The organism is Leucobacter viscericola, from assembly GCF_011299575.1.
Taxonomy (GTDB): domain Bacteria; phylum Actinomycetota; class Actinomycetes; order Actinomycetales; family Microbacteriaceae; genus Leucobacter; species Leucobacter viscericola.
The window spans coordinates 3,419,554-3,431,310 of sequence record NZ_CP049863.1 but is presented as its reverse complement, the minus strand read 5'-3'; the positions used below and the strand labels follow the sequence as shown (position 1 = coordinate 3,431,310).

The following is an 11,757-nucleotide window of genomic DNA, read 5'->3' as shown; positions in this document are numbered from 1 at the left end:
GTCATATTCTGGCGCACTTTGCGAGAAAAGGATAGTAAAATCAGACGCTTGTAATCAGAATTACTGAGCACCCATTTCGACTGGAGATTCTGCCGTATTTTCGGTATCGGACTCGTCCGCAGCCTTTTCAGGCCGCCGCAGCAGGTCGATGAGCACCAGCAGCACGAGCGCCCCAACCAGCGTCCATACGACAAGCCCGGTGGTGAGTGGCCGAACCAGCAGCACAAGCGCTCCCGCTCCAACCGCGACCAAAATTCGCAGTGCCCGTTGCCAGCGCTCGCACCAGGCACCGAACGCGCCAGTGCCAACTCCGTAGCGATCACCGATCGCCCGCAGCTTTGCGGTGCCCGCGCCAAACATCACGCGGAGCCGAGTTGGCAGGCTAGCGGGTCCCGTAAACCACCCGACGATAACAAGAAGTACAGCAACCGTGATGACGGCTGCCGCCGTGTGCGCAATGGGATCCGTCACAGCGGAGAACACCGCCTCGACCGCGTCATTCGGCAGCGGGGTCACGATGGGCAACACCGAGCGAGCGATCGCAAAACCAATGAGCAGGAGCGCAGTGGTGATGGCGAGCGCGGTTGCCGCACCCATCAGTGCGCGGCGGCGGCGAGGGGCGACCACCACACCGAGTGCAAGGAGTCCAATCGACACCCACTGCAGCCACTGTCCCAGCGCGGTAGCGGCACCGTAAGAAAGCTGCACCGATGTGAGAGAGACGTCCTTCGCAATAGGAATCTGCATGTCCACGGCCGGGATCTGGGCCGCGAAGTCGATGCCCTGCGCCACGAGTGCCTTTTTCAGGCTCGCGAGCACGGGAGCCAGTTGCAGGTTCAGTGAACCGTCACCCGCAATCGCGAGGGCGGCATTCTGATCCCCCTGCAGCGTCTTCAAGAGCTGAGAGTGGGTCAGCCGCAATGCCTCGTCCCAGGTGCTCGCGAAGGCATCAGAAGAGACAACGTTTGACACTGTTGTATCGATGAGGCTTGAGAGCCCAGCGTTCAGCGGGCCCTTCAGCGCCTTTGCGGCGGTCACCGCCCTCGGCGGAGCACCCAGGTCAGCGATCCCGTCGATGAGGGACCCAGTCAGTGCCGGAATATCGACCTGCTGTTTGATCAGTGTCACCGTTTCATCGGTCACGAGCTTTTGCACGGCAGGATCCTTCGCAAGCGGCCCGAAGGTCGCAACGAACTGGTCCGTGTTGGTGAGCAGCGTATTCGCCCTGGCACCGACCGTCGCAACCGGGGCGAGGAGCGCACCAACCACAATCAAGATGACCGCAAACACCGTCCGTCCACGCTTCTTCGAAGAACGCTTGGTGACGACCTCGACGGGCTGGCCCTTGAGCTGCCCTCTCAGTTCTTCATTCTCGCGTTCAGCTCGTTCCAGACGTGCTTGCAGCTCCACCGCTGACTGTGTCTCCCGCATGGCCGGCCCCTTCCCCAAGAGCAGTCGGCACCGCGCTTCTCCCTGAGTAGCCCGGTGTTTTTCTCACAGTACTGCAACGGGGCACCGCGCGGGGAAAAGTTTTTTAGCGCGCTCGCGCCCACTTCGCGGGGAGCCCAGGACCGTCCCAAACCTGAATAATTCCCCAGGCCACGGCCGCAATCGGCACGGCGAGCACGGCGCCAAGAATGCCGCCGGTCACGGTGCCGATCGTCAACGCCAGCAAAATAACCAGTGCGTGCAGCTTGAGCGTGCGCCCCATGAGTACGGGCTGCAAGAAGTTGCCCTCAAGTTGATTCACCAGGACCACCACACCAACAACCAGCACGGCGCTGAGCGGCCCGTTAGCTACCAGCGCGACCAGTGCGGCGAGGATCCCCGCAACCGTGGCACCCACCAGCGGTATGAACGCGAGCACAAACACAAGAACCGCGAGGGGCAGTGCGAGCGGCACCTGCAAGATAAGCAAGCCGATCCCGATGCCAATCGCGTCAACTGCCGCGACCGCAGCGGTTCCACGAACATACGAGCCGAGTGTTGAAACGGTTTTGTCGCCTGCGCGACGTGCGCGAGCCAAGGCTTCACCACTAAACGGACGCAGTACGAACTCCCAGATGCGCGGTCCGTCTTTCAAGAAGAAGAACAGCACAACGACCATCAGCACGAGACCCGTGACAAAATTCGTGACCGCGCCGACGCCAGCGAGAGCACCCGAGCCGAACTGCGAGCTCGTCAAGAAGTCGACAACGGAGTCACGCCAGTCGGCGATCTGCGCTGAATCGGGCGCAAACGGCAGCGTTTTCACCCAGTCGAGCACCTGCGCGAAGCCGTCCTGGGCCTGCGAAGACAGGTCGTCCCACTGATCTTGCACCGCCCACACAATCAGCCAGGCAATACCCGCGAGGATCACCACGATCCCGAGCAGCACCATGACCGTCGCGAGTGCGTCCGCCACTCCCCGCGCTCGCAGCCAGCGCATCACCGGCGAGAATGTGCTCGCGAAGATGAGGGCCAGTAGCAGAGGAATCACGACCGTTGTGAGGGCGTGCATTCCCCACACGATCGCTCCGGTGAGCACCAGCACGATGATGATCTGCAGGGCACGGGTCGCGAGCAGCCCGAAGCCCTCGCCCCAGATCCGTTGGGTCTTGGTGGGTTCAGCCGACACGACGAGGTGACGTTCCGCCTCGGCAGCCAGCGCCTCCGCCGTACTGCCTCGCTGTTGCCCCCACCGCAGCTTTCGCTTCATTGTCATGCCCTCAGGCTACACGGCGTGCTCCGCCACGAACTTGCGCAGCTCATCCTCGTCGTTTGCCATCTTGGTGACGCGCTGCGGGAGTTCAAGCAGACCCTCGAGTCGTTCGGGAACCCCAATGCGCTCACCGGTCGCCTCAAATACGATCTCCGGGAATTTCTCCGGCTTAGCCGTCTCGAGAACGAGCATTGGCACACCGGGCTCAAGGTGCTCGCGCGCTACCTTCACGCCGTCGGCGGTGTGCGGGTCAATCAACACACCGCTCTGCTCGAAGACGGATTTGATCGTCGCAACACGATCCGCGTGGGTGCTTGTACCGCTCTGAATGCCAAACTCCTCGACGAACCTCGGCAGTTCGGCTCGCAAATCGATGCGCCCGGTTTCGCTCAGTTCGCGCCAAGCAGCGTTCAGCCTGTCGGAATCACGCCCGAGCAGGTCATACACAAAGCGTTCCAGGTTTGAGGCCTTCGATACGTCCATCGAGGGGCTCGAGGTTGCAAACGTGTCAGCGCCTCCGCGCGGCGCGTAGATGCCCGTGCGGAAGAGCTCGTCAAGCACGTTGTTTTCGTTCGCGGCGAGCACGAGGCGGCGGATCGGCAGCCCCATCGCACGCGCAAAGTGACCCGACAGAATGTTGCCGAAGTTACCGGACGGGATCGTAAACGACACCTCGCTGGTGGCACGCTCTGACTCCGCGACGCCGTCGGTCTGGCGCAGCCAGGCCCAGAAGTAGTAAACGACCTGGGCACTGATGCGCCCAAGGTTTACCGAGTTGACAGCGCCGAGATGGTGCGCGCGCTTAAAGTCGAGATCTTCAAAGAGTGCCTTCATCAGGTTCTGGCAGTCGTCAAAGACGCCCTCGACTGCAACGTTGTGAATGTTGTCGTCGAGCAGCGAGTACATCTGCGCGCGCTGAAAGTCGCTCATGCGGCCCTGCGGCGAGAGCATAAACACCGCAATGCCGTGCTTGCCGCGGAGCGCATACTCGGCAGCAGAGCCGGTGTCACCGGAGGTCGCGCCGACAATGTTCAGCGTGCGGTTGCTGCGAGCGAGCACGTATTCAAGGGACTGGCCCAGAAACTGCATCGCCATGTCTTTAAACGCGAGTGTCGGGCCCTCGGAGAGCCCAACGAGCGAGATTTCGCTGCTGATCGCGGTCAGCGGTACCACGTCTGCACTCACGAAGTTCTCGCGGCTGTACGTGGCGTTGCACATCTCAGCGAGGTCTTCACGAGGGATGTCGGTTGCGAAGAGCCCCAAGATCTCGGTTGCGAGTTCGGCGTAATTGTGGCCACGCAACCGCTCGATCTCTTCGGCGCTGAGCCTCGGCATAGTCTCGGGGACCACCAGCCCGCCGTCTGTTGCGAGTCCCTCAAGCAGGATCGCGCTGTACGTTGCAGCATCCATGCCGCCGCGGGTCGAGATGTACTTCAAGTTGGCTCCTTGAGTTTGTGCCGAATGGTCGCCGGTCCAGTCTACGGGGATGCGCTACCAACTCACGGGCAGCGCCTTACCTTCTTCGTAACCCGCGGCCGACTGCAGTCCCACGTGGGCGCGCAGGTGAAACTCCTGCAGGCTGTCGGCACCCGCGTACGTAAAGGAGGATCGCAGGCCCGACGTAATCATGTCTACGAGGTCCTCGACGCTGGGACGCTGCGGGTCGAGGTAAATCTTCGACGAAGAAATTCCCTCGGCAAACAGCTCCTTGCGTGCCCGCTCGTACGGGTCGAGCCCGCCAAAACGCCCCTGCACTGCCTTGGTGGAGGCCATGCCCCACGACTCTTTGAACTGGCGGCCGTTCTCGTCGGTTCGCAGTTCGCCCGGGGACTCGGCGGTGCCCGCAAACCAGGATCCGATCATCACTGAGGAAGCCCCCGCAGCAAGCGCAAGTGCTACGTCACGCGGGTACCGCACTCCTCCGTCAGCCCACACGTGTGCTCCGAGCTCTCGGGCGGCCTGCGCGGTTTCGAGCACCGCAGAGAACTGCGGGCGGCCAACGGCGGTCATCATGCGAGTGGTGCACATCGCACCGGGCCCAACCCCCACCTTGAGAATCGACGCACCCGCGGCAACCAGATCCCGAACCCCATCAGCCGTCACAATATTGCCCGCAACAATCGGCAGCCCGAGCGAGAGGTCGGCCACGGCAGCGAGTGCGCGCAACATTCCACCCTGGTGGCCGTGCGCTGTGTCAACGACCAGAGCGTTCGCACCGGCTGCCGCGAGCGCGCGCGCCTTTGCGGCCGCGTCGCCGTTGATACCGACGGCGGCCGCCACGATCAGGCGTCCGTCAGAGTCGAGCGCCGGGGCGTAAATGGTGCGCCGCAGTGCAGAGCGACGTGAAAGCACCCCGACAAGGACGCCGTTTTCGACGACACACACAGACTCGGCAGCGTCGGCGTCGTCGTTTGTGGCCGCTACTACAAGGTCGAAGGCGGCGCGAGAATCCGTCAGCTCTGTGGCTTCGATCAGTGCCGGCGCACCGTGCAGCAGGTCTCCGAGCCGGGCGTCATCGGGCACCGAGGCGAGACGGCTCGCTGAGAGCACACCCTTCACCGCCCGCGCATCAAGCTTTTCTCCTGGCACCGGTTGATCCGCTACCACCACGCTTTGCCCCTCGGCGCGCGGAATGAGGCGCAGGGCGTCGGCCGCTGTCGCGGTTGACGCGAGCACAAGCGGGGTGTCAAAAGCGACCGGTTGATCCTTCACCCAGCGGATCGCGCGTTCCATCTCGTCAATCGCCATGTCCTGCGGCAGAACAGCGATTCCACCGCGTCGAGCGAGTACGGCCGCGAGTCGGGGTCCCGTTACCGAGTTCATGTTCGAGGCGACGAGAGGCAGCGTTGCGCTCGTGCCGTCACCGGGCGAAAGGGTGACATCAAGTCGGCTGCGCACCTCGGAACGCCGCGGTACGAGAAAAACATCGGAGTAGGTGAGGTCAACGGTGGGCATGGCCCCAATAAAATCCATGCCTCTACGCTACCGCGAGAGCAACGAGTAAGGCTCTCTCGGTAGCGCGATGGCGACCGAGGTGAGACCCCGGCGAAGGCGGCAAATGGTAGCAGCCTCGGCGCTCTGTACAATGGAATAATGCTGGGGGCAATGCGTCACTCAGTGCAGCCAATTTACTCTGAACGGAAACAGCTCATGTCGGATCCAAACACACCCGAAGGCTCAAACCCGGAGCAGCCAGCTGTTCCTGAGCAGCCAATTGTTCCTGAGCAGCCTGCTCAGCCGCAGCAGCCAGCTGCCCCTGCACAGCCGACACAGGAGTTTCCTTCGGCAGAGCAGTTCCCACCGGCCCAGTCTTTCCCGCCGGCACAGCCGCAGCAGCCGGCTCAGCCAACACAGCCGACTCAGCCGCTTCAGCCCGCGATGACGGTTCAGCCACCCCAGGGCACGCAGCCGGGCGCATACCCCGGCGCAGGTCAGCCTCCGGCGCCTCCCGTTGCACCCGGCGGATACCCCGGTTACCAGGGTGTGCCCCAGCCGACGCAGACCAAGGGTCTTGCTATCTCCGCACTCATCGTTGGTATCGCCAGCCTGGTGCTGTTCTTGATTCCTTTTATCGGCATCCTCGGCGGTATCGCCGCCGTGGTGCTCGGCATTCTCGCACTCAAGAAGGCCCAGTCCAAGGGCATGTCGATCACCGGTCTGATCACCGGTGGCGTTGCGGTTCTCGCGTCCGCCGTGGTGCTGATCCTCTCGCTCGTGATTATCAACTCCGCCAGCGACAGCCTGAACAAGTTGTCGGACGACCTGCAGAAGTCGTCTGAAGAGCTCAACTCGGCTACCGAGGATCTGCCAAGCTACGGCGATGATTCGTCGTCCAGCGATTCCTCTGACGACTCAAGCAGCAGCTCTTCCGCGAGCGGGGATCACTCCCCCGAGTTCTGTGCAGCTCTCGATGGGGTTGTGAAGGCCAGCGGTTCGTCGATGTCGGCGAGCGAGTTCAGCGCGAACCTGGTCGCGGCCTACAAGACGCTGTCGGAGATCTCCAGCCCGAACCAGGAGGTCTACAAGAAGATGTACACCTACATGTCGGATCCTGCCGCTGCGGCGTCAAACCCCGATCTGGAGTCAGTTACCAAGGACTTCAGCAGCGCGATGATCGAAGATTCGATGGCCTGCATGTAACATGAATCCACGCGACATGATGTAAGGGAGAACACATGTTTAAGGGGTTCAAAGAGTTTCTGCTTCGCGGGAACGTGATCGATTTGGCCGTCGCCGTGGTTATCGGCGCCGCGTTCAACACGGTCGTTCAGAAGGTCGTCGACACACTGATCAACCCGATTATCGGGATGTTCTTTAAGGCCGACTCACTGGACGGCGCGATGATCGTGGGGCTGCCCGGCGGCGGCGAGATCGCGTTTGGTGCACTCATCGGAGCAATCATCAACTTCGCGATTGTCGCTGCGGTTGTGTACTTCGTGTTTGTGATGCCAATGAACCGGCTGCGCAAACCGACCGCAGAAGAGCCGGGCGTGCCGACAGAACAGGAACTCCTCACCGAGATCCGCGATCTGCTGCAGGCTCAGGCCACAACGACCAAGCAGTAAATCTCACCGTCTTCCGCAAAACAAACGAGCCGCAGGATCTACCACGTAGATCCTGCGGCTCGTTTGTTATTTGGGGTGGTGCCTCATCACTCAGCGCGTGCGCTGGTTCAGGCGCGCAAGGAACAACGCTTCGGTGAGCATCGACTTGCGGAAGGTCTCCATGTGGAGCGACTCGTTCGGGCTGTGCGCGCGCCCGTCGGGGTCCTCGACGCCGGTGACCAAAATCTCGGCGCCGGGGAACTCCTCGACCAGCTCTGCGATGAAGGGGATGGATCCACCAACCCCGATGTCGACGGGTTCCCGCTCCCACGCATCCGCCATCGCCTGACGAACCTCTGCAACGGCCCAGCCCGAGGTATCGACCTGGAAGGCCTGACCAAAATCACCGTCTTCGAACGTGAGCTTGGCACCGAACGGAGCGCGGGCTTGCAGGTGACGCTTAAACGCCTCAAACGCCTCGGCAGGATCCTGCCCCGGGGCAATCCTCGCGCTGATGCGCACGCGGGTACTCGGGATCAGTGTGTTCGAGGCGTTTGCAATATCCGGCGCATCAATGCCCGTGACCGAAATCGAGGGCTTCGCCCAGATCCTCGACAAAATGTCGCCCGTGCCGATCGGAGAGACGCCGTCAAGCAGTCCGGTTTCTTCGCGCAACCGCGCCTCGCTGTACTCGGGAACCGCGAGATCCGCGTCGCGCAATCCCTCAACCGCAACAGCACCATCGGCGTCCCACAACGTGTCGAGCAGACGCACGGTCGCGAGCATCGCGTCGGGAACCGCTCCCCCGAACATGCCCGAGTGCGAAGCACGATCAAGGGTCTCAATCTTCAGGTTGAACGCGACCGCTCCGCGCAGCGCCACCGTCAGCGCCGGGGTGTTCAGATCCCAGTTGCCTGAGTCAGCAACGATAATCGCGTCGGCTGCCAGCAGCTCGCGGTTCTCGCGCAGGAAGTTGCCGAAGGACTGCGAAGCCCACTCCTCTTCACCCTCGATGAAGAGCGCGATGCCGAGATCCAGATCCTCACCGAGTGCGGTAAGCGCGTCTGCGAGCGAGCGGATCGCCCCCACGTGAGACATGACTCCTGCCTTGTCATCGGCGGCACCGCGTCCGTAGAGGCGGCCATCACGAAGCGTCGGCTCGAAGGGCGGTGTTTGCCAGTCCTCGTCTTTGCCGGGAGGCTGCACGTCGTGGTGGGCGTAGAGCAGCACGGTGGGGCGACCGTTACGAGCCTCGCGCCGCGCGATGACCGCGGGGTGACCGAGCTCTGGGTCTGCTGCGTTTTCTTGCCCCTCAATCGGGGCCTGGCGCACGTCAACAACGTCAAAGATGTTCGTTTCGCGCAGCATTCCAGCAATGGCCTGCGCACTCTCTGCCACGTGAGCCTGATCAAATGCGGGCCACGACACAGAAGGGATGCGTACTAGCGCACAGAGATCGTCAATCGTGCGCTCAAACTGCGCAACGACCTGATCTCGAACCCCTGCTTCGATCGCACTCTGCTCATTTTGTTGACTCATTGCTGCATCTCCATCTGCGTGTTTTACCCGGTCTCGGGCGTCCTCTTTAGACTAGCGTCGCCCCGGAATCGGGGTCAGAAATAATCACCACTTCGGCCGCAAAATCGTCGGAGGCACGAACGGCCTCGGCGACGAGCGCCGCGTCCCCGGGTTGGGTCGGGTTTAACCAGGTGTCGTGCATCTCACGCGGCAGCAGCAACGGCATTCGCGGGTGCACGTCGGCCGCACGAGCGAGCGAGGCACGGGTCACCATTGAGTACGTCATGAGCGACTGACCGTCTGCTTGGGCAACCGGCGTCACAATCGCGGCGATCCCGAACAACTCATCATCTGGCATCGCAAACGTGCGTCCTTTTTCGACGTACCAGTGGGCGGGCAGGATCGCGCGCCGCTGCAGTGGGTCGCGCCATTTCGCAAGCAGGTTATCGTCACGGGAATTGAACGCACTGAAGGGCGCTGGCTCCGCTCCAACGTGCAGCCACCACCAGCCAAGTTCAACCGTGCGCTTCCCGTATCCCTCATGGATCAGCGGGTTGAGGTTCTTCGCGTGGCGCCCGGTGATGGCAGCTTTGCTGCGGTGCTCGCGCGCCCACTGAGCGAGGAGTTCGCGACTCTCGGGTTCGTGCATTGGCGGCAGGTCGAAGGTGAGGCCCAACTCGTGCGGTCCTCCGCCAAGTCCGTAAGTCGCGCACATGCGGCAAGCCTACGCTGTGCGCTCCCGCTTTGTCGGAGGTGCCGAGTAGCATGTTTTGCATGAGCATTCAGATTCAGACCACCCTTGAACCGCACGGGCCGGCAACCGCGATTGAGCTCAGTGACGAGCAGGTTGCAGAACTCGCGGGTGGCAAACGAGCAGCTGTGATCGTGACGATCGGCGAGAAGACCGCCCGGCTTCGGCTCGGAGTCATGGGCGGCAAAAATCTCATCGGTCTGTCGAAGGCGGCCCGGGCAGAGCTCGGCGTCGATATTGGTGACGCAATTAGCGCCGTCATTGCACTGGACGAGGCTCCTCGCGAGGTTGAGGTTCCCGCAGACCTTGCGGCGGCGCTCGATGCCGACGCAAAGGTGCGCGCGGCGTTTGACGCACTTCCTTACACGCACCGCAAGGAGCACGTTCGGGCGGTTGAAGAAGCCAAAAAACCTGAGACACGACTGCGCCGCATTGAGTCCACTGTCGCAATGATCCGCGATTCACTTCAGTAGACGGAGACGACTGTGTCGATGACAGATGAGCTTCTTGGAGAGCGCAGCGTTACCCAGCTCGCGGAGATGCTGGTGGCCGCCGATCCCGGCAGCTCCTTTGCCACGACGCGACAAGCGGCAAGTCAGCTCGAATCGCTGACACTCAGTGAGCGCGCCAGAGCCGTTGCGCGAGCGATCCTGAGAGACGTGAGCGACGACCGGGATCACCTCTCGCGCGTCGTGCGCTCGGCACTGCAGAACGACGAGTTCGAAGGCTGGGTGCTGTGGCCCGTGGGGCTCGCCGCTTCGTGGAGCGCGGTTGGCGCAGGATCCACGGCGGCGTTCGACAACGGCATGGATTTGATGCGCGAGCTCACCCCGCGAATGACCTCGGAATTTGCGATTCGCCCCCTTCTGCTCCACGACCTTGAGCGCGGCATCAGTCACATGCGCGAGTGGTCAAACGACCCCAACTGGCACGTTCGGCGACTCGCTTCCGAGGGCAGTAGACCACTGCTGCCCTGGGGCGAGCGGTTGCCCCTCTTGGTTCAAGATCCCGCGCCGACCCGGCCGATCCTCGACGCACTATACGACGACCCCGAAGAGTCGGTGCGTAGATCCGTCGCGAACCACCTGAACGACCACAGTCGCGCTCACCCCGAATTCACCGTCTCACTCGTGCGAGGCTGGCAGGATCAGGGCGGAACCCACGTCGAACGAACCTCTCGACACGCACTCCGCACCCTCGTGAAGCGCGGCGATGTGGGGGCGCTTGCGCTGCTCGGTTTTCCGCCCGCGCAGGTGCGAGTCTCCCCGATCCACCTCTCGGCCACTGCTGTACCGCCTGGTGGCGCGGTGCGCTTCGGGGCGGAGGTGACAAACACGGGTGATGACCCGGCAAACCTTGTCATCGATTACGTGCTGTCGTTCCCCGATTCGCGCGGCCGCGAGCGTTCAAAGGTGTTTAAGATCACGCAGCGCGAGCTGAAACCGGGCGAGTCAACGCGGCTGGAGACGGGGCACTCCTTTAAGGCGATCACCACTCGCAAGTACTACCCGGGTAACTATGCAATCGCGCTTCAGGTCAACGGGGTGCCGCACGAGCGCGCAGAATTTACCATCACAGACGAAACCTCAGAGGAGAAGTGATGACCGCGTCAGCACAGGCAGCGAAAGTCGACTTCAAAAAGGAGCTGGACGCCTACCAGGCGAAGCGTGGCCAGTTTCGGGTGCTAGATGTGCCAGCGATGCAGTTCCTCATGATCGACGGGCACGGCGATCCGAACACCGCGCCCGAGTACGCTGCCGCGCTAGAAGCGCTCTACCCGCTCGCCTACAAGTTAAAGTTCGCCAGCAAACGCGAGCTGGGGCGCGACTACGTCGTGATGCCGCTTGAGGGACTGTGGTGGGCTGACGACATGAACTCGTTTACCGCCGGGCGCGACAAGTCGCAGTGGGACTGGACGATGATGATCATGGTGCCGGATTGGATCGACGCGGCAATGTTTGCCGCGGCACGAGATCAGGTTGCGGCGAAAGACGGCCCCGCACGACTCGATGAGGTGCGACTCGAAACCCTCACCGAGGGCCAGTGCGTGCAGACCCTGCACGTGGGGTCATACGACGACGAGGCTCCCCTGCTCGAGCAGATGCACACTCGGTTCATCCCCGACAACAGCCTCCGCATGACGGGCAAACACCACGAGATCTATCTCGGCGACCCGCGCAAGGTCGCCCCTGAAAAGCTGCGCACGATCCTGCGCCAGCCTGTCGCTGCGATGTAGATCACCC

Annotated in this window: 11 protein-coding genes; 5 read left to right on the top strand and 6 right to left on the bottom strand. The window is 62.4% G+C overall.

The annotated features are described in order from the left end of the window. Positions 1 to 60 precede the first annotated feature (60 nt). The 4 genes from G7068_RS15025 to guaB1 form a co-directional block, all read right to left on the bottom strand. Positions 61 to 1,431 carry a hypothetical protein gene (locus G7068_RS15025; RefSeq protein WP_166292705.1) on the bottom strand — a complete coding sequence of 457 codons (1,371 nt, stop codon included), beginning with the start codon at positions 1,429 to 1,431 and terminating at the stop codon, positions 61 to 63. A 103-nt stretch (positions 1,432 to 1,534) separates the two neighbouring features. Then, positions 1,535 to 2,704, bottom strand: coding sequence for an AI-2E family transporter (locus tag G7068_RS15020; protein ID WP_244304549.1), 1,170 nt, complete (start codon positions 2,702 to 2,704; stop codon positions 1,535 to 1,537). Positions 2,705 to 2,713: 9 nt separating this feature from the next. Further along, a complete protein-coding gene (thrC, locus tag G7068_RS15015) occupies positions 2,714 to 4,138 on the bottom strand; it encodes a threonine synthase (RefSeq protein WP_166292704.1) in 1,425 nt (474 codons plus the stop codon). A gap of 54 nt (positions 4,139 to 4,192) precedes the next feature. Then, entirely contained in the window at positions 4,193 to 5,674 is a 1,482-nt protein-coding gene (gene guaB1, locus G7068_RS15010) for a GMP reductase (protein WP_166292703.1), read from the bottom strand. A gap of 177 nt (positions 5,675 to 5,851) precedes the next feature. On the opposite strand from guaB1, the gene G7068_RS15005 reads away from it, so the two are divergent. Both G7068_RS15005 and mscL read left to right on the top strand, forming a co-directional pair. Beyond that, positions 5,852 to 6,841, top strand: coding sequence for a DUF4190 domain-containing protein (locus tag G7068_RS15005; RefSeq protein WP_166292702.1), 990 nt, complete (start codon positions 5,852 to 5,854; stop codon positions 6,839 to 6,841). Positions 6,842 to 6,876: 35 nt separating this feature from the next. Continuing rightward, positions 6,877 to 7,266 carry a large conductance mechanosensitive channel protein MscL gene (gene mscL, locus G7068_RS15000; RefSeq protein WP_166292701.1) on the top strand — a complete coding sequence of 130 codons (390 nt, stop codon included), beginning with the start codon at positions 6,877 to 6,879 and terminating at the stop codon, positions 7,264 to 7,266. 90 nt (positions 7,267 to 7,356) lie between these two features. Here mscL and G7068_RS14995 read toward each other — a convergent pair whose 3' ends face one another. Then, complete coding sequence (locus tag G7068_RS14995) at positions 7,357 to 8,784, bottom strand: dipeptidase (protein ID WP_166292700.1); 1,428 nt, start codon at positions 8,782 to 8,784, stop codon at positions 7,357 to 7,359. Positions 8,785 to 8,830: 46 nt separating this feature from the next. Continuing rightward, a complete protein-coding gene (locus G7068_RS14990; protein WP_166292699.1) occupies positions 8,831 to 9,478 on the bottom strand; it encodes an SOS response-associated peptidase family protein in 648 nt (215 codons plus the stop codon). A 59-nt stretch (positions 9,479 to 9,537) separates the two neighbouring features. Between G7068_RS14990 and G7068_RS14985 the strand changes: the two genes are divergently transcribed. Genes G7068_RS14985 through G7068_RS14975 form a run of 3 tightly spaced genes read left to right on the top strand, consistent with a single transcriptional unit; the run spans position 9,538 to position 11,750 of the window. After that, positions 9,538 to 9,987, top strand: coding sequence for a YdeI/OmpD-associated family protein (locus G7068_RS14985; protein ID WP_166292698.1), 450 nt, complete (start codon positions 9,538 to 9,540; stop codon positions 9,985 to 9,987). Between the two features lie 12 nt (positions 9,988 to 9,999). After that, positions 10,000 to 11,115, top strand: a complete 1,116-nt coding sequence (locus G7068_RS14980; protein ID WP_166292697.1) for a DNA alkylation repair protein — start codon at positions 10,000 to 10,002, stop codon at positions 11,113 to 11,115. Then, positions 11,115 to 11,750 (top strand): GyrI-like domain-containing protein, encoded by a 636-nt coding sequence (locus G7068_RS14975; protein WP_166292696.1) that lies wholly within the window; start codon positions 11,115 to 11,117, stop codon positions 11,748 to 11,750. The genes G7068_RS14980 and G7068_RS14975 overlap by 1 nt, the downstream gene beginning before the upstream one ends. Positions 11,751 to 11,757 lie beyond the last annotated feature (7 nt).